This window comes from Roseovarius sp. B08 (assembly GCF_051417955.1).
Lineage (GTDB): Bacteria > Pseudomonadota > Alphaproteobacteria > Rhodobacterales > Rhodobacteraceae > Roseovarius.
The window spans coordinates 1,051,597-1,072,787 of record NZ_JBPRLW010000001.1; the positions used below are offsets into that span (position 1 = coordinate 1,051,597).

The following is a 21,191-nucleotide window of genomic DNA, read 5'->3' on the forward strand; positions in this document are numbered from 1 at the left end:
AGACCATGAAACGCACCCTGATCTTCGCGGCACTGCTCGCCGCGACGTCACTCGCGCAGGCCGACGACACGCTCGATGTCGTCGCCCAATTCGAGATCCAGTCGCCGGAACCCTCGACCTCGGGCTATATCTTCACCCGCATGGGTGTCACCGAGACGCTGACAAATGCCGACCCAGAGGGTCAGTTCACGCCCGGGCTAGCCACCGACTGGAGCACATCCGACGACGGGCTGACCTGGACCTTCGCTCTGCGGGAGGGCGTGATGTTCCACGACGGTACCGAGATGACGCCGGAGGCCGCGGCCAACGCGCTGACCATCGCACAGGGCAAGCCCGGCCCGCTATCGGATGCGCCGGTCGAGGCGATCCAAGCAGGCGACGGTGTCGTGATGTTCACGTTGTCGGAGCCCTTTGCAGCGCTTCCGGCCTACCTTGCGCATTACAGCGCGCAGATCCTGGCGCCCGGCGCCTACGGCCCGGATGGCGCGGGTGTCGAGATCATCGGCACCGGCCCCTACAAGGTGACCGAACTTGCCCCGCCGCTCAGCCTGAAGGCCGAGACCTTTGCCGACTATTGGGGGCCAGCGCCCAACGTGCCCAATGTCAGCTATGCCGCTGTCAGCCGGGTCGAAACCCGCGCGCTGATGGCCGAGTCCGGCGAGGCCGATTTCGTTTTCGGGCTGGACCCGGCCTCGGTCGCGCGGCTGGATGCGACCGAGGCGGCGACCGTCCATTCCGTCGCCATCCCGCGCACCTTGCTGTTAAAGGTCAACGCCGGGCATCCTTTCCTGACCGAGCCCGAGACCCGGCAGGCCCTGTCACTGGCCATCGATCGCGAGGGCATCGCGAAGGCCGTTCTGCGCTACCCCGAAGGCGCCACGCAGTTGTTCCCGCCTGCGGTGGGAGAATGGCATGACGAGACGCTCGACCCGCTGGCCCATGATCCCGAAGCGGCCAAGGCGCTGCTGGCCGACCTGGGATGGGAAGCGGGCGGCGACGGCATCCTGACGCGTGACGGCGAACGGTTTGCGCTGACGCTCACCACCTATCCCGACCGGCCCGAACTGCCGCTGGTCGCCTCGGTTCTGGAACAGCAGTTCCGGGCCATCGGGGTGGAGCTGAGCATCAACACCACCAATTCCAGCGAAATCAGTTCGGGTCACGCCGACGGCTCGCTCGACCTTGGGCTGATCGCGCGGAACTTCGGCCTGATCCCCAACCCTGTGGGCACGGTGCTGTCGGATTACGCGCCGACCGGCGACTGGGGCGCCATGGGATGGCAGAACGACGAGATCGCGGAGCTGGCCCGCAGTGTCGGGCGCGGTGACGGTGGCGCGGATGCGCGTGCACGGATCGCCGAGATCCTGCAGGCCGAGCTGCCCATCATTCCGATCGCATGGTACCGCCAGACGCTTGCGGTCGCAGAGGGTGTCGAGGGCACCGTCATCGACCCGTGGGAGCGGACTTTTGGGCTGCAGGACCTGAAGCTGGCACAATGAAGACACTGTTCACACGCGGCATCCAGGCGGTGATGGTCGCGGTCCTGATCGGGGCCGCCACGTTCGCCATGATGCGCAGCCTGCCGGGGGATGCGGCCTATCGCATTGCCGCCGGGCGCTATGGCTACGACAACGTCAACACCGCCGCCGCCGACGCGGTGCGCGAAGAACTGGGGCTGGGCGGCCCTGCGCTGCCCGCCTTCCTGAGCTGGCTGGGCGACCTCGCGCGGCTGGATTTCGGCACCTCGCTGGTGACCGGCAATCCCGTCATCGCCGAAATCGGCCACCAGTTGGGGGCCAGCCTCGCGCTGGCGGCGGTGGCGGTTTTGCTGTCGCTTCTGATCGGCCCGCCGCTGGGCATACTGGCGGGCCTGCGCCCGGGCGGCGTGCTGGACCGCGCCCTGCTGATCGTCTCGACGGGGCTGAAGGCGGTGCCGCAATTCCTGATGGCGCTGATCCTGATCCTGGTCCTGTCGGTCCAGCTGAAACTGCTGCCCGCAGCGGGCCACGGCGAGGCACGCCACTTCATCCTGCCCGCGCTGGCGCTGGCGCTGGGCCTTGCCGCCGTGAACGCGCGCATCGCACGGGACGCGATGGCAAGGGTGGGTGCCATGCCCTATTACGCCTTCGCCCGGTGGAAAGGCCTCAGCCGGCAACAGACCCTGATGCGCCATGGGCTGCGCAACGTGTCGGTGCCGCTGCTGACCTATCTCGGCCTGCAATTCGTGACCCTGGTCGAGGGCGTCGTGGTGGTCGAGGCGGTGTTCGGCTGGCCCGGGATCGGCCACGCCCTGGTGCACGCGATCTTTTCGCGGGACGTGCCGATGGTGCAGGGCACGGCGTTGGTTCTGGGCCTCAGTTTTGTCGTCATCAATGCGGTCATCGACCTTGTCACGCAACGGATCGATCCAAGGAGGGCCGCATGACCGATGCTGTTGCGATCCCGCGTCCCGCGGGACAGGCCGTGCGCCTTGCCGGCGCGACACTGGTGGCGACGGTGCTCGCCTTTGCCCTGATCGGCCCGATGATCGTGCCGGGCGACCCTTATGCGCAGTCGCTGATGCAGGCGCTGGGCGCGCCCGACGCGACCGCGCCGCTGGGCTATGACCACCTTGGCCGGTCGATCTTTCACCGGCTGGCCCATGCCCTGCGCCTGTCGCCCGTCATCGCCATCGCCGCGGTGCTGACCGCAGGGGGCGCGGGGCTGGTGCTGGGCACGCTGGCGGCGGCACGGGGCGGCTGGATGGACCGGATCCTGACAATGCTGGCCGATGCGCTTCTGGCCTTGCCGGGGCTGCTGCTGGTGCTGATCGTGCTGGCGATCGTGCCGGGCACGGCGCTGGGGTTCTGGGCCGGGCTGTCGCTGGTTTTGTGGGTCGAGTTCTTCCGCCTGACGCGGGCGGCCACGCGCGACACGCTGGCCTCGCCCGCCGTCGAGGCGTCGCGCCTGCTGGGCTTCGGCCCGGTCTATGTCTTCCGCACGCATATCTGGCCCGAAATCGCGCCGATGATGCTGACCGCCGCCGCCTTTGGGACGGCAACGGCGATCATGGCCATCGCGGCGCTGGGCTTCGTGCATGTGGGGATGCGCGCCCCGACGCCGGAACTGGGCCTGATGATGGTCGAACTTCTTCCCTATTGGCGCGAGGCGCCGCTGGCGCTCTTGTCGCCGGTGGTGGCGACCTTCGTGCTGCTGCTTGGACTGACACTATTGGCCGGGAGCCGTGAGACATGACCCTGTTGCGTGCCGAGAACATCACCGTCTCCGAAGGCGACACCCCGATCCTGCACCCGGTGTCCCTGCATCTCGACCCCGGCGAGCCGCTGGTCGTGCTGGGCGAGACGGGATCGGGCAAGAGCCTGCTGGCACAGGCCATCATGGGCACCTTGCCCAAGGATCTCTCGCCGAAAGGGCGCGTGGTTCTGGGTGACCGTTTGCTTGACGCCGCGCGGCCCGCGGGATTCCGCCCGCTCTGGGGGCGCGAGATCGCGGTCCTGCCGCAGGAGCCGTGGCTGTCGCTCGACCCTTTGATGCGGGCCCGGGCGCAGGTGAGCGAGGCGCACCGGCTGGTGCGCGGGCTGGGCGCCGCCGAGGCGCGCGCGCAGGCGCAAAAGGATCTTGCGCGGCTTGGCCTGGATGGCGCCGCGGACCAGTATCCTCACGAGCTGTCGGGCGGCATGGCGCAGCGCGTGGCCATCGCGGCGGCGCGGGCGGGCGGTGCGCGCATCGTCATCGCCGACGAGCCGACCAAGGGGCTGGACGCCGCGCGCCGCGACGAGGTGGCCGACCTGCTGCTGGCGGAACTGGCGCAGGGCGGGGGGCTGTTGGTCATCACCCACGATCTGGCACTGGCGCGGCGAATCGGCGGGCGGATCGTCATCCTGCGCGACGGGAAGGTGGTGGAGGCCGGCGTGACGCGGTCCGTCATGGCCGCCCCTGCCAAGGATTACAGCCGCGAATTGATCGCCGCAGATCCCGAGACCTGGACCGCCCGGCGCAAGCCGCCCGCCGGCGCCGCCGTGCTGACCGCCACCGGCCTTGCGGCGGAGCGCCGCGGCAACCGGCTATTCTCGGAGATTTCCTTTGATCTCTGCGAAGGGCGCATTCTTGGGGTCACTGGGCCCTCGGGTTGTGGGAAGTCCACGCTGGGCGATGTCGTTCTGGGTCTTGTGCGGCCTGTCGCAGGGCGGGTGGAACGGGCCCCGGGCCTTTCGCCGACCACCTTTCAGAAGCTCTACCAGGATCCGGTCGCGGCCTTTCCGCGGCACCGGACGCTGGGGCGCACGCTGGCCGATGTGGCCCGCCGTCACGGTCAGACGCAAGATCGGATCAAAGCTCTGATGCCGCGCCTCGGCCTTGCGACGGTATTGCTGAACCGCAGGCCCGGCGCCGTCTCCGGCGGTGAGCTTCAGCGCCTCGCGCTGCTGCGCCTTCTGCTTGTCCGGCCCAGGTTCATCTTTGCCGACGAGCCGACCTCGCGCCTCGATCCGATCACGCAGAGACAAGTGATCGGCCTTCTCACCGAAACCGTCGAGCGTGAAGGATGCGGCCTGATGCTGGTCAGCCACGAAGCGGCGCTGGTCGGGGCGACGGCGGACCACGTCCTGTCGCTGGGCGCGCAGGGATCGCACACGGAAATGAACGGCCCGATCGTTGCAGGGGCATTGCGTTGACCCGCAAGACACGCGCGAACTATACGCGCATGTCATGCCGACTGGCTTCGGTACCACCTTGTCAGGCCTCCCTGTCGAGGCACTGCGCCGTCACTCGCTGGGGTCTCGAGGCGAACCATAGTTTTCTGCCCGTGGAGTGCGCCCCGGCGAAACGGGCTCAAGACTGTCTGTGGTTTCCCGGATCCGCGGCTTTGGCCCGTCCGCGCGTGAGGAACAAGTCAGACTGCGGAAACCGGTGGAGCGCCATATTGCTGATCCTCCAGGCACGATTGCGAATTCGGGCCGATAATCAGAAAAGTTGGATATCACCCTGCGACGCGGTGTCGTCCCGCTGCGGTCGCGCGGGAACGGGCAGGGCGGGATCCGTCATGCTCGACATGAAGCATTGCTGGACCCGACCCGAGACGGGCCAGAACCTGATCTTGCGGCCCCTCGTGCCGCCGAGGCAACTGCCCGTCACGCTGAAGCCTTCGTTTTCCATGTACCATTTGGCGAAGCTGGCATTCTTGGCCCCGATCTCGGAGCCGCCGTCGAACATCTTGGCGCCGCCGAAAAGCTTGACCTCGAGGCGACGGCGGTCCGCGCCCTTTTTCAGGAGGCCGTTGATCAGCAGTTCCATGGCATTCACGCCATAGCGCATGTTGTCGCCGCGATCGCTGTTCCCGCCTGGCAACAGGAAGTGGTTCATGCCGCCCACACCGGTCACCGCGTCCCACATGCAGGTGGCGATACACGAGCCGAGAATCGTGGTCATGACCTCGTCGCGCCGGGACGAGATCCGAGTTTCGCCCTGAAACAGCGGAATGAAGACGGCTCCTTCGACGGGGCCGGGGGCCTGACCGCGCAGGCCGGCCCGGGCCGGCTGCGCTCCGCCGCGGCTGCCGGGACGTGTCATTCTGCCTCCTGGCGCCGCGGTGGGACGGAGGTTCGATCAGAATTCATGCCAGTCTTCCGCGCCGTTCACCGCGACGGCACTGACGGCGGGCGCGGGTGCCTTGGCCGGTATGTCCGGCCGGGCCGGGGCGGCCGCGTGCGGATCGGTCCGGGCGAGTTCATCTTCCCAGCCGGTCTTGCTTGGTGCCGTGTCATCCGGTCCGGCGCTGTCGGTGGACGTGTCGCGCAACTCGTCAAGGTTGAACTGGCGCAGGATGTCGGACATGCGTTGCGCCTCGTGGCTGAGACTGCGGCTGGCGGCCGAGGATTCCTCGATCACGGCGGCGTTCTGCTGGGTCACCTTGTCGAGTTCGGTGACGCTGTCCTTGATCTCGGCGAGATTGGTCGCCTGTTCGCTGGAGCCGCTGGCGATGCGCGACACCAGGTCGGAGACGTGGTTGACGCCGTCGATGATGTCGCTGAGCGCCGCGCCGGCCTGGTTGGCAAGTTCGCTGCCTTCGGTGACATGCTCGCTTGAGCGCATGATGAGTTCCTTGATTTCGTTTGCGGAATCCGAGGCCCGTTGCGCAAGGGCGCGCACTTCGGAGGCGACCACGGCAAAGCCGCGGCCGGAATCCCCGGCGCGCGCGGCCTCGACGCCGGCGTTCAGGGCCAGAAGGTTGGTCTGGAACGCGATGTCGTCGATCACGCCGATGATCGCGGTGATCTGTTGGGAAGATTCCTCGATATCGCGCATGGCCTTGACCGTGCGGTCGACGACCGCGCCGCCGGTGGCGGCGCGCGTCTTGTTGTCGGCGATCCGCTCGTTGGCGTCCATCGCCAGGGTGGCGGTCGTCTGCACGCTGGTATTGAGTTCCTCGATGGCGGCGGCGGATTCCTCGAGTGTTGCGGCCTGCGCCTCGGAGCGCTTGGACTGTTCCTCGGCCACCTCGGAGATTTCCTGAGAGCTGGTTCGCACGCTGTCGGCGGTGGAGACGATGGTCGACAGCATGCTGCGCAGGTTCGAGACGACGTCGTTGAAATTGTCGCAGATCTCGATGTGGTCGGAATCGAGCCCCTCGAACTCTGCCGTCTGGATCATGCAATCGGTCTGACCGGCAGAAAGACGCGACATGCGCTCGCCAAGCTGGTGCAGCAGGTTTTGCCGCATCGCCGTCAGCTTCTGCCGCTCACGGGCCTCGGTCTGGTCGCGCAGCAGCGTGTCGCGGAACCCTTCCAGGCCCTGCGCCATAGTGCCGATCTCGTCGCCGCGCCGGGCGCCCGGTATGGCGGTCGTGTAATCATGGTCGGAGACGGCCTGCATGGCGCGGCTGAGCGCCTTGATCGGCCCGGTCACCAGATGCGAGATCGCAAGAACGATCGCAACCAGTCCGCCGATGGCCACGACAGAGCTGATGCCCAGCACGCGCAGGATCTGCATCTGCTGGGCGGCGAGGAAAATGCCGTTGTCCCAGGCAAAACCGGCTGCGCCCAGAACCGTCTCGCCGTCCTTGGCCAGGATCGGTACGGCGAAGATGTCGATATGGCCATTTTGAACCTGGGCCAAACGCTTGGTGTCGATCGCGTCCTGCAAGACATGGGGCAATTGCGCCTGCGGGGTGGCGCGCGCGTTGTAGGCCGACAGGTGCTCGCCCGAAACGTGCAGGATATCGACGGCGACCAGCGACGGATCCTTTTCGGTGGCAGGCTGGTAGATTTCGGTCAGTCGGTTTCCGTCCTTGAACTGCATCGGTCCGCGCATCTGGCTCGAGAGCATTTCGGCGAAGTCGGCCTGGTGTTCGACCTGTTTTGCCTGGCTCATGGATCTGAGGTTGACGCTGAGCAGTGCGAAACAGACGCTGAAGGTGAGAAGGAAGCCCAGGGCGACGGCAACCGCAAGCTTCGAACGGATGCTGAGCGCCGACAGGGCGGCGGTAATCCGGCCGGTACCGGTGTCGGTGGTTGGTGCGGTCGTGGTCATCACGGACTCCCCTAGGGTGGAATTGTCAGTTTGCGGAGGCAAGCATTTCGACGTTGACGCCGACGGTGATCACGCCGACGAAACTGCCGTCATCCATGATCGGAACGCTGACCTGGCTTTGGTAGGACTGGGTGGATTCGTCGAATTCGATATCGCCGATATGGATGCCCGACGTCTCGTGCGGGACCTGCCACTTGGCCTCGTCCCCCTGCCAGTAGTCGGAGGTGATGCCGCTCTGTCCGACATTGAGCCCGCGGATGTCGGTGACGAAAATCTCGGTATAGCGCCCGGCGCCCTGCATGTGGATATCCTTGAGGTGGGCCGACAGCGTGTTCGACAGCACGGTGTCGACCAGATCACCGCCCGAGACGGTCTGTTGCCGCCAGGTGGCGTCGAGCGCAATGATCTCGTGCTCGGTCAGGCTGGCGGTCGAGACGTTCTGGGCGCGGACGGCGCCGAGGACGACCGGATCTGCGACCCAGGCGGCAATGGTGCTGTTGGCAAGATCGGTCAGTGCGCCGTCATATTCGCCGGCCGCCTGGGCGCCGGTGGCGACGAGAATCGTCGCGGCAAGGGTTGTAAGCGTCTTCTTCATGGGTCCCTCCGAAGGTTGGTCAAGGTCAGCCGGCATGATCGGCGATAAGATTTAAGATCCTCTGAACCCCGTCAGATCAGAGCGCATTGGACGTGGCGTCGATCTGGAACGCGGTGGCGGAGAGCGCGGCAAGGTGTCGGTCGGTCTGTTGATGGGCCTCCTCGAGACGTTGGATGATGCCGACAAGGCCGGTGTCCACGTCGCTCATCCGGCCGCTTTCGACACGGCAGAGCAGCTTGACGAGGTCGAGGCCGTTGATCCGGCGGCGCAGCTGGCGGCAGACATCCGGGACAAGCTTGCCCAGGCTGGCAACCTCGGAAACGGCGGCGCGGCTGATCTCGGTGAGTGACGCGGATTGGGCATGCAGGATCTCGCGCCCGCCGAGATTGCGGTTTGCCGCGTCGTATTTCACGGCCGACTGGCGGGCGGTCAGGTCCATCAGTCCGGCGATCTGAGACAGGCTTTGGGCGCGGACAAGGGCGCCGCGCATGCGCACCAAGAGGCCCGTCTCGTCGCAGCGCAGACGCTCGATCATCTGGTACATGTCCGACGACATCGTCTCGTAGTTCTTGGAGATGGTGCCGATCGCAACCCCCGCGCCCTCCAACCGGCTGCTGAGGATGCGCAGGTTGATCGGCTCGCCGCGCACCTGCTGAAATATCTCGATGATCCTCTGGACCAGTAGATCGGACTCGTTCATCAGCTCTGTCAGCTGGGCGATCTTCCTCAGGTCGGATTCCGCGGCCTGGTCGATATCCTCGCGCCTGTTGAACTCGGCGTCGAGCGCGGCAAGGCTGTAGGCGTCGAAATCGGGGTACCCCTGCTCGGCGAGCCGCCCCAGCATCCAATCGGCGCTTTTGTCCGGGGGCAGGCCGCCGGCCTCTTCTGCGAGCATGGCGGTGTAGATGTCGCGTGTCAGATCGAAGAAGTCCGAGCGCGGCTTGATCCGGACCGAAAGGTACCCGTCGCGCGTCGGCGTGACGGTCGCGAAGACCCAGTAGAAGCCGCCATCGGCGGTGGAATTCTTGACATATGTGCAGACCGGAAGCTTGGCATGAAGCCTGGCCCACATCAGGTGGAAAAGGCCGCGGGGCATGTCGGGATGGCGCACGACCTTGTGCGGCGCACCGACGAGATCCTCCTTCGGCATGCCCGCGACCCGGCAGAATTCCTGGTTGGCATAGCCGATCACACCGCGGGGATCGGTTGCCGAGGCAAGAAGCTGTTCAGGCGGATAGTCGACCTCGGCCCCGGGCGGTGTGGGGTGGTCGGTAGCGGTTGCCGTTTGTTGCATCGCGAAAGGTCCTTTCAGAGGCGGCCGCACCGCGCGCCGCAGAGGTGTCAGAACAGGATCGGCTGGCCGTCGCCGCGCCCCAGATCGGGCTTCACGGGGTCATCCAGCAATCGGTGCCGGAAATAATCGAGGCGAACCTGGTCGAGCAGCGCGGAGGGATCGAGCCGCGCGCCGGTTTCGACCGAGGCCGACACGGTGTCGAGCACGCGTGAGATGTCGCGCAGATGCTGCCAGAGCGCATCGACCCGCTGAAGGTCGCGCAGATCCGCCGTGGCATGCTCGGGCAGGTGCATGACCAGTTCGGGAATCAGGGTGTCCAGACGCTGCGCGATGCCCGCGAGATCGTCGGTTTCCTCGGCCAGAATGGCGAGAATGCGGGAGATGGGGCGAGGCGTCACGGAATGCTCCTGATGGTTGACGGGGGGCGGCGGCTCAGAGGCGGCCGACGACCTTTTCGATGCAGGCCTTGAGTTGCGCGGTCTGGAACGGCTTCTTGAGGTAGTTGTTCATGCCCAGCCGGGTGCCCCGCTCGATGATGTCCCTGTCGGCGCGGCCGGTCACCAGGATGAACCCGGTCCGGGCGATGGCCCGGTGCGAGCGGATCGCCTCGAGCAGTTGCAGGCCGTCCATGCGGGGCATGTTGAAATCGGAGATCACGAGATGCACGGGCTTGGAAGCAAGGCTGCTCCAGGCGGTGTGGCCGTCAGCCTCGGTGCGGTAATTCTTGATCCCCAGTTCGTCGAGCGCCTGGGTCAGAAGACCGCGGCTGGTGGACATGTCGTCGACGACAAGGATATGCAGTTTCTCTTTCAGGCTCATCCGAGGGCTCCGTTGCTGTCTGGACGCCGGGCGCCGGTGGTTTTCAGGGGGCGGACGTCAGCGCGCCTGTGCGCTGGATCGGGCGAAACGTCCCGGGGCAGGCAGAAGGCGCCACGCTCCTGCTGGGTGAACCGCCGGGCGATGGGTTCGGGCAGGAGTTCGGAATGGCCGACATAGAGCGCCCCGCCCGGTGCGATCCGGTCCGCGAGGCGCTGCCACAGCCGGGCCTGCGTGTCGTCGTCGAAATAGATCGTCACGTTGCGGCACATGATGACGTCGAAGCTGCCGTGGAACGGCCATTCGCCATTGAGGTTCAGGCAGCGGAACGTGATCAGGTCGCGCGGCGCCTGTGCCACGCGCACCATGCCGTTTCGCCCTGCGCCGCGGTCCAGATGCCGCTCGGCGTAGCCGGCGGGCAGATCCGTGAGGCTGGAGGCCGGGTAGGCGCCGGCGCGGGCGATCTCGAGCGCTGCCTTGTCGATGTCGGTGGCCAGGATGCGCAGGTCGAGCCGCGCGGCCTCGGGGCAGGCATCAAGCGTGCGAAAGGCCAGGTCGTAGGCTTCTTCGCCGGTCGAGCAGGCGGCGGACCAGAGCCGCACGCGGCGGCCCGCGCGGGCGGCGGCGGCTAGATTGGGCAGGATGCGATCGGCGAGGTGCGTGAAATGGTGATCCTCGCGGTTGAACCGGGTCATGTTGGTGGTCAGCGCGGAAATGAACGCATCCTGCTCGGTGGCATTGCCGGGCTGTTGCAGCCAGGTGCAATAGGCATCGACCGAGCCGATCCCCAGCGCCTTGAGCCGCTTGGCCAAGCGTCCGGACACCATCGCCCGCTTGTTGCCGCCGATATGGATGCCGGTCATACGCTTGAGAAGGTCGGCGACCATGGCGAAGTCGTCGGGGCTGATCAGGGGCGGGGCCGCGGATTGCGGTTGGTCATTCATGCGCTCAACGGGGCCTCTTGCGGCAGCACCTCGCGAACGTCGATCGCGCGCACGAGCTTGTCGTCGAGCGAATGGACGCCGCGGATGAACGCCTGGGTCCGCGAGGAGGAGACATCGGGGGTCGCCTGCATCTCGGACTCGTCGACGGTGATGATGTCGGAGACGGCGTCAACCAGAAAGCCGACGATCTTGTCGTCGATCTGGGCGATGATGATGACATGGCGCTTGCCCGGTTCGGTCTTGCCGAAGCCCAGCCGCAGGGACAGGTCGACCACGGGCAGGACGATGCCACGCAGGTTCATCATTCCGACGACGAAATCGGGAGCGTGGGGCAGCGTTGTCGTGCTTGTCCAGCCGCGGATTTCGAGAACGTGGGAAATCTCGATGCTGAAGTCCTGATCCTCGACGGTGAAGCAGACGATCTCCACCCGGTTGACGGTGCGGGATTCGGTCTGGGTATCATGCATGATGAACGTCTCCTGTGGTGTCTGGCCAGGCGCGGTCGACCCATCCGCCCTGGCCAGGGGGGGCGATCATCTGGTCGGTGTCGACAATGAGCGCGATTTTCCCGTCTCCGAGGATCGTGGCCGCGGCGATGCCCGGGATTTTCTGGTAGTTCTGTTCCAGCCCCTTGATCACGACCTCGCGCTGCTCGGCGATGCCGTCGACGGCGAGGGCGTAGCGGTGGCCGGAATCACCCTCGATCAGAAGCAGGGACTGCTTGCCCAGGCACATCGGTGTGGAGCGGAAGCCGAGCGCGGCGCCAAGATCCTTGATCGGGACCATCTCGCCGTCGAGCGCCAGCACGTTGTCGCCGTCACAGAGCGTGTGCACCTTGGCCTGGCCCGGTTGCAGCATTTCGCGCAGAGGCAGGGTGGGCACGATCAGCGACTGGTCGGCGACCTTGACCACCATGCCCTCGAGCACGGCGAGGGTGAGCGGCAGGGAGACCGTGACGGAGGTGCCGCGGCCGGGCACCGATTGCAGGCTGACGCGCCCGCCCAGCGACTGGATCTCGTTGCGGACCACATCCATGCCGACGCCGCGGCCCGACAGGTTGGATATTTCGCCCGCGGTGGAAAATCCGGGGCGGAAAAGCAGGTTGTCGATATCGCTGTCGCTGAGATCATCCTCGGGCCGGATCAGGCCCTTCTCGATCGCGATCTGGCGCACTTTCTCGCGGTTGATGCCGGCCCCGTCATCCTTGATCAGAATGACGACGCGACCAGAGCGGTGGCTGGCCTCGAGCGTAACCGTGCCGCGCTCGTCCTTGCCGGCGCTGCGCCGCGCCTCGGGTATTTCGAGCCCGTGGTCGATGGCGTTGCGGATCATGTGGGTGAGCGGCTCGACCAGCCGTTCGGTGACGGTCTTGTCCACCTCGGTGGCGTCGCCCAGCGTGACCAGACGGGCGGATTTCCCGGCCTCTCGGGCGGTCTCGCGGACGATTCGCGACATGCGCTGGAAGAGGCTGCGCACGGGTTGCGCGCGGATCGCCATGACGCTTTCCTGGATCGCGCCCGACAGCGTCTTGAGCTGGCTCATGGCCTCGTCCACGCCGCTGTTGGCGGAGCTGGGCATCTCGTCCATCGACTGGCGCAGCATCGCCTCGGCGATGACAAGCTCGCCCACGAGGTTGATCAGGCGGTCGACACGGTCGAGATCGACGCGGATCGTGCTGGTGCGCGAACTTGCGGGCCGGGACGCGGGGGCGGGAGCACCGGACGCCGGCACCGCGGCGGCGGGGTGTTCGGGCGTGGACAGATTGTCGCCGGGTGGCGCCGCGATCGTATCGTCGGAGGTGGCGTCCGAGAGCGGCGCCATATCCGAAGGCGCGGGCAGAGGCGGCAGGCCGCCCGGGCCGGTCGCGGTGGCGGAAATCTCGAGCTCGCACAGGCCTTCGACGAATTCGAAGACTTCGCGGATGGCGGCCTCGTCGACGGAATCGTCGGCGGTGAAGGTCAGCGTCCAGCTGAGCGCGGGGTCGGACCATGGGCCGTCACGCAGGGGTGCGAGCGCGGAGAGATCGGCCGCGACCTCGAGCGTGCCGAGAGCTTCGAGGCTGCGGAACAGGATCGCGGGGTCATGGCCGTTGGCGAAAAGCTGGGGCGAGGCTCTGAATCGGATCTCGACAGTGCCGTTACCCTCGGGCGCGCCCATCTCGTCGAGCGCGGGCAGGTCGCCGTCGAGTGCGAGGAAGGTCGGTTGGAAAGCGGGCTCTTCGGCCTCTGCAACAGCCTGCCCCGCATCGCCGGAGGTGCCGTTGGCGGCGTTGCTGACGTGCTTGAGATCGCTGAGGATCGAGGCGCCCTGGTCTGGCGGAAGTTCGGCGGCCTGACTGGCGGCCTCGACAAGGTCGGCGAGGTGGTCGCTGGCCGTGAGGAGGAGGTTCACGACATCGGCGCTCACCACGAGACGGTTGCTGCGGATATCGTCGAGCACGTTCTCGAAGGCGTGGGCGAAGGAGACCATCTGATCGAGGCCGAAGGCGCCGGCGCCGCCCTTCATCGAGTGCACGGCGCGGAACATGCTGTTGACGGTTTCCGCGTCACCGGTGCCGGCCTCGAGATCGTTCAGGCCGGAGGAAAGTTGTTCCAGCAGGTCGTCGCATTCCTGGAAGAACATCTGGTTGAGATCGTTCATGTGCGGCGTCCTCCCTCAGACCACGAGACGCTGGATGATCTGGACGAGCTTCTCTTCGTCGAAGGGCTTGACGATCCAGCCGGTGGCCCCGGCATCGCGCGCCCGCTGCTTGAGCGCGTCACCGCTTTCGGTGGTCAGCACGAGGATCGGAACGGACGAGATCCTGTCGCCCTTGCGCACCCCGTCGATGAAGCCGAACCCGTCGAGCCGCGGCATGTTGATATCGGTGATGATCAGGTCGGGATCGGCGGTTTCCAGGCGTTCGAGCCCGTCGACCCCGTCCTCGGCAAGCTCGACCTCGAACCCGGCGCCGGTCAGCGCCTGTTGCAGCATGCTGCGCATGGTTCTTGAATCGTCGACGGCCAGAATGCGGGTCATGCGGAATCCTCTTGAAGCAGGGCGTGTCGGGGGATGCCGAGCAGGGCAAGCCCCCTGAGAAAATCGGGAGACGGATCGGCCAGGTCGAAGGCGGTGCCGTCGGCCTGCCATTCCAGACGGGCGCGCAGAAGAATCTCGGCCGCGAGGGCCCCGAGGAAGCCGACCTTGCCGGCCCGCAGGTGCAGGGCGGCCCCGCGCCGGGCAGCAAAACTTGCCGCCAAGGTTTCGCAGGCGGCGAAATCCAATCGTTCGGGGAGGTCGAGCGACGCATCGTCGACGGAATTGGCTGTCTCTGTCATGCGGGGCCCTTCACACTGCACATGCCTGGTTCGTGGCAGGCTAGAGCCGTGGGCTTAAAATCGGGTTAAATGCCAAGTCCCTGACCTCAATGAAGAATCGACGGGGTTCTGAGCCGGGCAGCCGTGGGGGTGCGACTCGGTGCGCTGCGGATGGCCGCCCCTTCGGCCGGGCCGTTCACGGGCGTTGGGGGCGGGGGGAGCGTCAGCGGAGCGCACCGGCTTCGAGACGTGCCGCCAGGGCTTGGCCTTGGGCGCCGGGCGTGGTTTAACCCCGCGCCATCGGGGAGCGGATAGCGGCAGGGGAAAGCGGCGCGGATGTCGAGCATTCTGATCATCGAACAGGTTCTGAACGGGCTTCAGTTCGGCGTCATGCTGTTCCTGATGGCCGCGGGTCTGACGCTGATCTTCGGGGTGATGGGGCTCATCAACCTCGCGCACGGGTCGCTGTACATGGTCGGCGCCTTTGCCGCGGCGGCGGTGGCGGCGGCGACGGGGAGTTTCCTGCTGGCGCTGGGCGCGGCGCTGGCCGTGGCGGCGGCGGTCGGCGCGGTTGTGGAGGTGGCGGTGATCCGGCGGTTATACGCGACCGATCACCTGGACCAGGTGCTGGCCACTTTCGCGCTGATCCTGATCTTTTCCGAGGGCACACGGTACCTCTTTGGCTCTTTCCCGCTGTACCTGGACATTCCCGACGCGCTGTCGGGGCCGGTGACACTACCCGGCGGGATCCAGTATCCGCTGTACCGGCTGGCGCTGATCGGGGTGGGGCTGGCGGTCGCCGTGGGCCTGTGGTTGCTGATCGAGCGGACGCGGGTGGGCATCCGGATCCGCGCGGGCGAGAACGACCGCGAAATGATCGCGGCGTTGGGCGTGGATATCTCGAAGCTGTACACGCTGGTCTTTGCACTGGGCGCGGCGCTGGCGGGGCTGGCGGGTGCGCTGGTGGGCGCGATCCAGTCGGTGCAGGTGGGGATGGGCGAGCCGGTGCTGATCCTTGCCTTCGTGGTGATCGTGATCGGCGGGATAGGCTCGATCAAGGGCGCTTTCGTGGGTGCGATCCTGGTGGGGCTGACGGACACGCTGGGGGGGATCTTCCTGCCCGAGTTCTTCAAGCTGTTCATGGAGCCGGCGGCGGGTACACAGGTGGGGGCGTCGTTGGCGTCGATGGCGATCTACATCCTGATGAGCGTGGTGCTGGTCTGGCGGCCCACGGGCCTGTTCGGAGCACGGGCATGATTGGGGGCATGATCGGGGGCATGAGCCGGGAGGCCTGGATCAACCTCGCGGTTCTGGCGGGGCTGGTCGCGGTGCCGCTGTGGGCGCTGGCGGTCGACGAGCCGTTCACGATCACGCTGGCCACGCGCGTGGCGATCCTGGCGCTGGCCGCGGTGGGACTGAACATCGCGTTGGGACTGGGCGGGCTGGTGAGCCTGGGCCATGCGGTGTTCTTTGGTATTGGCGGCTATGCGATGGGCATCCTGGCGCATCATGCGCAGACCTACACCGCTGTCGCCGAGTGGCCGATGCTGATCGAAGGTACGAAGTCCATGCCGGTGATCTGGCTGGTGGCCGTCGTGGCCTCTGCGCTGGCGGCGCTGGTGATCGGGGTGCTGAGCCTGCGCACGAGCGGGGTCTATTTCATCATGATCACGCTGGCCTTCGGCCAGATGTTTTTCTACTTCGCGATCTCGTGGAGCGCCTATGGCGGCGAGGACGGGTTGTCGATCTATGTGCGCAACGGATTTCCGGGGCTGAACACTTTGGTGCCGATCCAATTTTTCGGGTTGTGTTTCGCGATCCTCTGCGCGGTGCTGTGGCTGAACGCGCGGCTGATGCGGTCGCCTTTCGGCCTTGCGCTCAATGCCGCGCGGCAGGTGCCGGTGCGGGTGGAGACGGTCGGGTTGAACCCGGTGCGGCTGAAGCTGGTGGCCTTCGTGATTTCGGGCGCGATCACGGGGCTGGCGGGGGCGCTTTTTGCCGATCTCAACCGGTTCGTCAGCCCGACGATGTTCAGCTGGCAGTTCTCGGGCGAGATCATCATCCTTGTCATTCTGGGTGGTGTAGGGCGGCTGTTTGGCCCGGTCGTGGGCGCGGCGGTCTTTGTGGTGCTGGAGCACTGGCTAGGCGGGCTGACGGAGTTCTGGCTGATCTGGCTGGGGGTGATCCTGCTGGTGATCGTGCTGTTCGCGCGGGGCGGCCTCGTCGGGCTCTTGGCGGGAAGGTCGGTGGCGCATGACTGAGCCGGTACTGGAGACACGGGGGATCACGAAGCGGTTCGGTGCGCTGACGGCAAGCGAGGACGTGTCGCTGGACCTGAGGGCGGGGGAAATCCACGCGGTGATCGGGCCGAACGGCGCAGGCAAGTCGACCTTGATCCAACAGATCTGCGGGCTCATGCGCCCCGATGCGGGGCAGGTGTGGCTGGGGGGCGCGGAGGTTACCCGGCTGGAGGCGGCGGCGCGGGCCAGGGCCGGGCTGGGCCGGACTTTCCAGGTTTCGCAGTTGGCGATGGAGGATACGGTGTTGCAGAACGCGCTGTTGGGTGCGCTGGGCGCGGCGACACGGCCCTGGCGGTTCTTCGGGGCGGCCTTGCGCGATGCGGAATTGCGGGACCGGGCGGAAGCGGCGCTGGCGCAGGTTGGGCTGGGGGACGTGGCGGCGGTGCGCTGTGCGGACCTGTCTCACGGGCAGCGGCGGCAACTGGAAGTGGCGGTGGCGCTGACGCTGGGTCCCCGCGCCTTCGTGATGGACGAGCCGATGGCGGGGCTGGGGGCGGAAGGCTCGAAACGGATGACGGGGTTCCTGAGCGAGTTGCGCGGCACGGCGCCGATCCTGCTGGTGGAGCATGACATGGATGCGGTCTTTGCCCTCGCGGACCGGATCAGCGTGCTGGTCTATGGCCGGATCATCGCCACGGGAACGGTGGCCGAGATCCGGGCCGACCGGGCGGTGCGCGAGGCCTATCTGGGGGAGGAGGCATGAGCCTGTTGCGGGTCGAGGGGCTGGAGGCAAGGTACGGCGTGAGCCAGGCGCTCTTTGGCGTGGGCCTGGAGGTTGGCGCGGGAGAGGTCGTGGCGCTGATGGGGCGCAACGGGATGGGCAAGACCACGACGGTGCGGGCGATCTGCCGGATGATTCCGAGCCGCGGGGAATTGCGGTTCGACGGGCGGGACTTGCACGCTCTGCCGAGCCATCGGGCGGCCCGGCTGGGCATCGGGCTGGTCCCCGAGGGGCGGCGGTGTTTCCGGGACCTGACGGTTGCGGAGAACCTGTTGGCGGCGGCCCGGCCCGGCCCTTGGGACCGGGCGCGTGTGGCGGAACTGTTCCCGCGGCTGGGCGAACGGGCGGGGCAGGTCGCGGCGTCGTTGTCGGGGGGCGAGCAGCAGATGCTGGCGATTGGCCGCGCGCTCATGACCAACCCAAGGCTGATGATCCTCGACGAGGCGACGGAGGGTCTGGCACCGCTGATGCGGGCCGAAATCTGGGCGGCGTTGGGACAGTTGCGGGACGCGACCGAGATGGCATTGCTGGTCATCGACAAGTCGGTGCGGGAACTGGCGCAGGTGGCGGACCGCGCGGTGTTGCTGGAGCGGGGCAAGACGGTCTGGGCTGGCGCGATGGCGGAACTGACACCGGATATTTCGGAGCGGTATGTCGGGGTGTGAGCGGCAGCGCGGTTGCAGGTCCTGTCCACAGGCTGACGCGCCCCGGCCTCTGCCCGCTTGTTCAGGGTGAGGTCCCGGGTCAAGCCCGGGACGGGGTTCGGGGCGAAACCCCTTCCCGCGGGTGTGACTGGAGACTACGCCCAACCGTACTTTTGCAAGCTCGGCTAAAGACGCCTTATCGGGTTGATCGTTTGAAGGTTGATCGGACCCGACTTCCATAGATGTATAAAGGGTGTCCGATCGGTTCGGGTGTGCCTCCACCCGCAGGACAGCCTGCTCTGCTTGATGGCGTGTCAGGTGCTCTGTCTCCGTTCGCCTCGCAAAAAGCAGAGGATGCGTCGGACGGCAGGCTGCGTGTCGTTGACCAGTTGAACCTTTGATCAAGTGATGAAAGTTTGTGCACAACTTGCCGGGAGGCGCGTCTTTGCACATTCTGAAATCCCTTGGTCCTGCTGTCGCGCGCGTTTCAGGCGTTGAAGCCGTTCGTGCAGGGCTGGGCGCCCTCATCGGTCTCGGGTTGACCGGGCTCTTCATTTTGTCGCCCGATGTCGACCTGGAACTGGGGCTGTACCTTGTCGCGCCATTCGGCGCCTCATCCGTCCTTTTGTTCGCGGTCCCGAACAGCCCTTTGGCGCAGCCCTGGTCCGCGATCGTCGGCAATACGGTTGCTGCACTGGTCGCTGTGGCCGTTTGCCTGTTGGTCGAAGATCCTGCCCTGCGGATCGGTCTGGCGGTCGGTCTTGCCATTATGGCAATGATGTTGTGTCGCGCGATCCACCCTCCGGCCGGGGCGGTCGCGATGACCGCGGCCATGTCGCCCGATGCCATTGCGCATCTGGGCTTCTGGTTCGCGATTGCGCCAATTGGCGCAGGCACGATCGCGCTCGTCGTCGTTGCCGCCATCTATGCCCGTCTGACCGGGCGGCACTATCCGTTCCGCCAGTTCGACGACCCCGGCAAGCACGGAACGGATGACCGCACCCCGTCCGAACGGCTCGGGTTGTCCGAAGAGGAATTGACCGGCATCCTGGAACGCTACAGCCAGTCCTTCAACCTTGGTGTCGAGGACCTGGCGCGCCTGATCGGCGCGGCGGAGCTTCAGGCCGCCGCACATTTTTCCGGTCCGATGACGGCGCAGGACATCATGTCCCGCGACCTTGTCACGGTCTGTCCTGAAACATCGCTGAGCGAGGTCGCGGACCTTTTCCGGCAACACCGTTTCACGTCCCTTCCTGTCGTCGAAAGGGATGCGAAATTTCTAGGGGTCATCTTCCAGATTCATCTGATCAGCCAGGCAAGACAGGATGCATTGCGCCTGGATCGAGGGTACGGTGCCGCCCTGCGACGGCTGCTTGACCGAAACCGCGAGAATCCGACAAAGGCCGGGGAGATCATGAGTGTCGCCGGTCCGCGTGCGATGTCACATACGCCCATCGGGGCGTTGCTGCCGATGATGGCCGACGGGGATACGGATGCTGTGCCTGTCATCGAATACGGCAGGATCATCGGCATTGTCACAAGAACGGACTTGGTCGCCGCGCTTGCGCGGAGCGCGCTATACGGTCGAACCGACAGTTCTCGCAATCTTTCAACGAACTGACAGCTTAAATTATGGGGTGTATCCCCTTGAGACAAGTTTCATGATCGTTCTGCCCTGATTGATGCAACCCTCTGAGTTTCAATTGACGCTTGACGAGCGCCGTCAATCCGTACATAAAGCTTGGCAAGATCAAGGGGCTGAGTCGTCATGTCACAAACTCTCAGAGATTTTATCAACGCTCGCGAGACGGAGATTAAGGCGCAGATGAAAACGCTGAATGATGAGTTGCGCGAACTTCGCGCCGCTAAATCTGCCATTGAAGGCTCGACCACTTCGCAGGGTGTGGCGGCTTCCAATAGCCGCATGACACACCGCGAGATGATTGTTGCCGTGCTTGATGAGCGCCCTAATGGTGGTACATCTGACAAAGTAATAGAGTGGGTCAACGATAGGTTCGGCGTTGAAATCTCGCAGGCCAGCATTTCGTCACAACTTTCCCGCGCAAAGTCTGACGGCGCGGTTAGTCTTGATATGTCAACAAAGATTTGGCGGTCTGCAAAGCATTCCGTCAAAAAGAATGAGCCGCCCGAAGGCGGCTCAGAAATCGAGGAAGGTGCATCTTCCTCAGATCTGCTCAGCCCGGCAACGCCGGGTAGTGCAGGATATTCACCAAAGCCAGTTCCGGCTGCGGACCCTGCCCCGCACAGCGGCAGGGAAGGAGGTGAGTGAACCATGCCCAAGTATGGTGTGTGGCGGTGGCACCCCTCGCTTATATTAGGGTGACTTCGCAGGGCGGGCCTTAGGTCCGCCCTCTTATTATGCTACAATCGATTGTTGGTCAAGATTCTTGGAGCAAATCCAGCATGTTATCTTTTGAGTAAACACGAAAACCTTGGCGTTTACAAGAGTTTATAGAGCAAGAAGAACGCCGTGGAGTGATGCCGATCAGCAAATCGGTTTTGCAGACGCCGTGACAAAGGTTGTCAAAACGCAGCAATCAGACGATCAAACATCCTGCTAACCTCGCCGCGATGGTTCGCGCGGAAAGTAAGCTCGTGCAGATACCGCTTCATTTGCTTTTGGCTGATTGAAACGTGTGTGCCTCGCACCGAATTTTTGAACAGCCGCCAGAAGCTTTCCACGGCGTTCGTATAGTGAAATTGTTGCGTCCGGTAATTGTAGATCGCACACTCTTTCTTGCCGTGCTTGACGGCAACGTGGTTGTACCCGTCCTCTTTCAATAAGCCGTAGGACAGCAATTCGTCAGCCGAGACAACCGCATCCGGCGCGACAGTAGCGGCCGTCTTCGCTTTTAGCGTTGTCATTTTGATGTTCGGAATAATCTCCGTCACCAGACGTCGCCACGCTGCTTAAGCCCATGACGATTGTCTTGCCGGCGGCACCGCGACCGCGCTTGACGGGGCGCTTGCCGCCAACATAGGCCTCATCAATCTCGACGTGGCCGGTCAGCGTTTGCTTAACCTCGTTCTTGT

At 65.5% G+C, this 21,191-nt stretch carries 21 protein-coding genes and 1 pseudogene; 10 read left to right on the plus strand and 12 right to left on the minus strand.

Going from position 1 to position 21,191, the window contains the following annotated elements; genetic code table 11:
• Nucleotides 1-5 precede the first annotated feature (5 nt).
• The 4 genes from ACSQ76_RS05345 to ACSQ76_RS05360 are packed head-to-tail and all read left to right on the plus strand — an operon-like array spanning nt 6 to nt 4,673.
• Nucleotides 6-1,499, plus strand: a complete 1,494-nt coding sequence (locus ACSQ76_RS05345) for an ABC transporter substrate-binding protein (RefSeq protein WP_437155738.1) — start codon at nt 6-8, stop codon at nt 1,497-1,499.
• Nucleotides 1,496-2,425: an ABC transporter permease gene (locus tag ACSQ76_RS05350; RefSeq protein WP_437155739.1), complete on the plus strand. Its 930-nt coding sequence runs from the start codon at nt 1,496-1,498 to the stop codon at nt 2,423-2,425. Before ACSQ76_RS05345 ends, ACSQ76_RS05350 begins: the two co-directional genes overlap by 4 nt.
• Nucleotides 2,422-3,234 carry an ABC transporter permease gene (locus tag ACSQ76_RS05355; protein ID WP_437155740.1) on the plus strand — a complete coding sequence of 271 codons (813 nt, stop codon included), beginning with the start codon at nt 2,422-2,424 and terminating at the stop codon, nt 3,232-3,234. The genes ACSQ76_RS05350 and ACSQ76_RS05355 overlap by 4 nt, the downstream gene beginning before the upstream one ends.
• Nucleotides 3,231-4,673, plus strand: coding sequence for an ABC transporter ATP-binding protein (locus ACSQ76_RS05360; RefSeq protein ID WP_437155741.1), 1,443 nt, complete (start codon nt 3,231-3,233; stop codon nt 4,671-4,673). The genes ACSQ76_RS05355 and ACSQ76_RS05360 overlap by 4 nt, the downstream gene beginning before the upstream one ends.
• Before the next feature lie 289 nt (nt 4,674-4,962).
• Here ACSQ76_RS05360 and ACSQ76_RS05365 read toward each other — a convergent pair whose 3' ends face one another.
• From ACSQ76_RS05365 to ACSQ76_RS05415, 11 genes are all read right to left on the minus strand, one after another.
• Entirely contained in the window at nt 4,963-5,568 is a 606-nt protein-coding gene (locus ACSQ76_RS05365; RefSeq protein WP_437155742.1) for a chemotaxis protein CheD, read from the minus strand.
• Between the two features lie 36 nt (nt 5,569-5,604).
• Nucleotides 5,605-7,527 carry a methyl-accepting chemotaxis protein gene (locus ACSQ76_RS05370; protein WP_437155743.1) on the minus strand — a complete coding sequence of 641 codons (1,923 nt, stop codon included), beginning with the start codon at nt 7,525-7,527 and terminating at the stop codon, nt 5,605-5,607.
• A 25-nt stretch (nt 7,528-7,552) separates the two neighbouring features.
• Nucleotides 7,553-8,122, minus strand: a complete 570-nt coding sequence (locus ACSQ76_RS05375; RefSeq protein ID WP_437155744.1) for a PDC sensor domain-containing protein — start codon at nt 8,120-8,122, stop codon at nt 7,553-7,555.
• A gap of 76 nt (nt 8,123-8,198) precedes the next feature.
• Nucleotides 8,199-9,416 carry a PAS domain-containing protein gene (locus tag ACSQ76_RS05380; protein ID WP_437155745.1) on the minus strand — a complete coding sequence of 406 codons (1,218 nt, stop codon included), beginning with the start codon at nt 9,414-9,416 and terminating at the stop codon, nt 8,199-8,201.
• 47 nt (nt 9,417-9,463) lie between these two features.
• Entirely contained in the window at nt 9,464-9,814 is a 351-nt protein-coding gene (locus ACSQ76_RS05385; RefSeq protein WP_306128047.1) for a hypothetical protein, read from the minus strand.
• A 34-nt stretch (nt 9,815-9,848) separates the two neighbouring features.
• Nucleotides 9,849-10,235 carry a response regulator gene (locus tag ACSQ76_RS05390; RefSeq protein WP_306128046.1) on the minus strand — a complete coding sequence of 129 codons (387 nt, stop codon included), beginning with the start codon at nt 10,233-10,235 and terminating at the stop codon, nt 9,849-9,851.
• A complete protein-coding gene (locus tag ACSQ76_RS05395) occupies nt 10,232-11,176 on the minus strand; it encodes a CheR family methyltransferase (RefSeq protein WP_437155746.1) in 945 nt (314 codons plus the stop codon). The genes ACSQ76_RS05390 and ACSQ76_RS05395 overlap by 4 nt, the downstream gene beginning before the upstream one ends.
• The gene (locus tag ACSQ76_RS05400; protein ID WP_437155747.1) at nt 11,173-11,643 is read right to left on the minus strand and encodes a chemotaxis protein CheW; all 471 of its coding nucleotides are present in this window, start codon (nt 11,641-11,643) and stop codon (nt 11,173-11,175) included. Before ACSQ76_RS05400 ends, ACSQ76_RS05395 begins: the two co-directional genes overlap by 4 nt.
• Nucleotides 11,636-13,816 carry a chemotaxis protein CheA gene (locus ACSQ76_RS05405; protein WP_437155748.1) on the minus strand — a complete coding sequence of 727 codons (2,181 nt, stop codon included), beginning with the start codon at nt 13,814-13,816 and terminating at the stop codon, nt 11,636-11,638. The genes ACSQ76_RS05400 and ACSQ76_RS05405 overlap by 8 nt, the downstream gene beginning before the upstream one ends.
• A 15-nt stretch (nt 13,817-13,831) precedes the next feature.
• A complete protein-coding gene (locus ACSQ76_RS05410; RefSeq protein ID WP_437155749.1) occupies nt 13,832-14,194 on the minus strand; it encodes a response regulator in 363 nt (120 codons plus the stop codon).
• Nucleotides 14,191-14,493, minus strand: coding sequence for an STAS domain-containing protein (locus ACSQ76_RS05415; RefSeq protein WP_306128041.1), 303 nt, complete (start codon nt 14,491-14,493; stop codon nt 14,191-14,193). The genes ACSQ76_RS05410 and ACSQ76_RS05415 overlap by 4 nt, the downstream gene beginning before the upstream one ends.
• Before the next feature lie 315 nt (nt 14,494-14,808).
• Here ACSQ76_RS05415 and ACSQ76_RS05420 point away from each other — a divergent pair, with 315 nt between their 5' ends.
• From ACSQ76_RS05420 to ACSQ76_RS05445, 6 genes are all read left to right on the plus strand, one after another.
• Nucleotides 14,809-15,729, plus strand: coding sequence for a branched-chain amino acid ABC transporter permease (locus ACSQ76_RS05420; protein WP_306128040.1), 921 nt, complete (start codon nt 14,809-14,811; stop codon nt 15,727-15,729).
• 20 nt (nt 15,730-15,749) lie between these two features.
• Nucleotides 15,750-16,733 (plus strand): branched-chain amino acid ABC transporter permease, encoded by a 984-nt coding sequence (locus tag ACSQ76_RS05425; RefSeq protein WP_437158163.1) that lies wholly within the window; start codon nt 15,750-15,752, stop codon nt 16,731-16,733.
• The gene (locus ACSQ76_RS05430) at nt 16,726-17,475 is read left to right on the plus strand and encodes an ABC transporter ATP-binding protein (RefSeq protein ID WP_437155750.1); all 750 of its coding nucleotides are present in this window, start codon (nt 16,726-16,728) and stop codon (nt 17,473-17,475) included. The genes ACSQ76_RS05425 and ACSQ76_RS05430 overlap by 8 nt, the downstream gene beginning before the upstream one ends.
• On the plus strand, nt 17,472-18,158 hold the full coding sequence (locus tag ACSQ76_RS05435; RefSeq protein ID WP_437155751.1) for an ABC transporter ATP-binding protein: 687 nt from the start codon (nt 17,472-17,474) through the stop codon (nt 18,156-18,158). The genes ACSQ76_RS05430 and ACSQ76_RS05435 overlap by 4 nt, the downstream gene beginning before the upstream one ends.
• 424 nt (nt 18,159-18,582) lie before the next feature.
• The gene (locus tag ACSQ76_RS05440) at nt 18,583-19,758 is read left to right on the plus strand and encodes an HPP family protein (RefSeq protein ID WP_437155752.1); all 1,176 of its coding nucleotides are present in this window, start codon (nt 18,583-18,585) and stop codon (nt 19,756-19,758) included.
• Nucleotides 19,759-19,905: 147 nt separating this feature from the next.
• Nucleotides 19,906-20,427, plus strand: a complete 522-nt coding sequence (locus ACSQ76_RS05445) for a hypothetical protein (RefSeq protein ID WP_437155753.1) — start codon at nt 19,906-19,908, stop codon at nt 20,425-20,427.
• Between the two features lie 254 nt (nt 20,428-20,681).
• On the opposite strand, the pseudogene ACSQ76_RS05450 reads toward ACSQ76_RS05445, so the two are convergent.
• Nucleotides 20,682-21,168, minus strand: a pseudogene (locus ACSQ76_RS05450) (IS1595 family transposase); the annotation flags it as partial.
• Between the last annotated feature and the right edge of the window lie 23 nt (nt 21,169-21,191).

Coding starts and splice junctions, on each gene's coding strand:
- ACSQ76_RS05370 (WP_437155743.1), bottom strand. CDS start 7,527: ATGACCACGACCGCACCAACCACCGACACCGGTACCGGCCGGATTACC.
- ACSQ76_RS05415 (WP_306128041.1), bottom strand. CDS start 14,493: ATGACAGAGACAGCCAATTCCGTCGACGATGCGTCGCTCGACCTCCCC.
- ACSQ76_RS05445 (WP_437155753.1), top strand. CDS start 19,906: ATGTCACAAACTCTCAGAGATTTTATCAACGCTCGCGAGACGGAGATT.
- ACSQ76_RS05345 (WP_437155738.1), top strand. CDS start 6: ATGAAACGCACCCTGATCTTCGCGGCACTGCTCGCCGCGACGTCACTC.
- ACSQ76_RS05350 (WP_437155739.1), top strand. CDS start 1,496: ATGAAGACACTGTTCACACGCGGCATCCAGGCGGTGATGGTCGCGGTC.
- ACSQ76_RS05400 (WP_437155747.1), bottom strand. CDS start 11,643: ATGCATGATACCCAGACCGAATCCCGCACCGTCAACCGGGTGGAGATC.
- ACSQ76_RS05380 (WP_437155745.1), bottom strand. CDS start 9,416: ATGCAACAAACGGCAACCGCTACCGACCACCCCACACCGCCCGGGGCC.
- ACSQ76_RS05365 (WP_437155742.1), bottom strand. CDS start 5,568: ATGACACGTCCCGGCAGCCGCGGCGGAGCGCAGCCGGCCCGGGCCGGC.
- ACSQ76_RS05390 (WP_306128046.1), bottom strand. CDS start 10,235: ATGAGCCTGAAAGAGAAACTGCATATCCTTGTCGTCGACGACATGTCC.
- ACSQ76_RS05410 (WP_437155749.1), bottom strand. CDS start 14,194: ATGACCCGCATTCTGGCCGTCGACGATTCAAGAACCATGCGCAGCATG.
- ACSQ76_RS05375 (WP_437155744.1), bottom strand. CDS start 8,122: ATGAAGAAGACGCTTACAACCCTTGCCGCGACGATTCTCGTCGCCACC.
- ACSQ76_RS05430 (WP_437155750.1), top strand. CDS start 16,726: ATGACTGAGCCGGTACTGGAGACACGGGGGATCACGAAGCGGTTCGGT.
- ACSQ76_RS05360 (WP_437155741.1), top strand. CDS start 3,231: ATGACCCTGTTGCGTGCCGAGAACATCACCGTCTCCGAAGGCGACACC.
- ACSQ76_RS05425 (WP_437158163.1), top strand. CDS start 15,750: ATGAGCCGGGAGGCCTGGATCAACCTCGCGGTTCTGGCGGGGCTGGTC.
- ACSQ76_RS05420 (WP_306128040.1), top strand. CDS start 14,809: ATGTCGAGCATTCTGATCATCGAACAGGTTCTGAACGGGCTTCAGTTC.
- ACSQ76_RS05405 (WP_437155748.1), bottom strand. CDS start 13,816: ATGAACGATCTCAACCAGATGTTCTTCCAGGAATGCGACGACCTGCTG.
- ACSQ76_RS05355 (WP_437155740.1), top strand. CDS start 2,422: ATGACCGATGCTGTTGCGATCCCGCGTCCCGCGGGACAGGCCGTGCGC.
- ACSQ76_RS05435 (WP_437155751.1), top strand. CDS start 17,472: ATGAGCCTGTTGCGGGTCGAGGGGCTGGAGGCAAGGTACGGCGTGAGC.
- ACSQ76_RS05395 (WP_437155746.1), bottom strand. CDS start 11,176: ATGAATGACCAACCGCAATCCGCGGCCCCGCCCCTGATCAGCCCCGAC.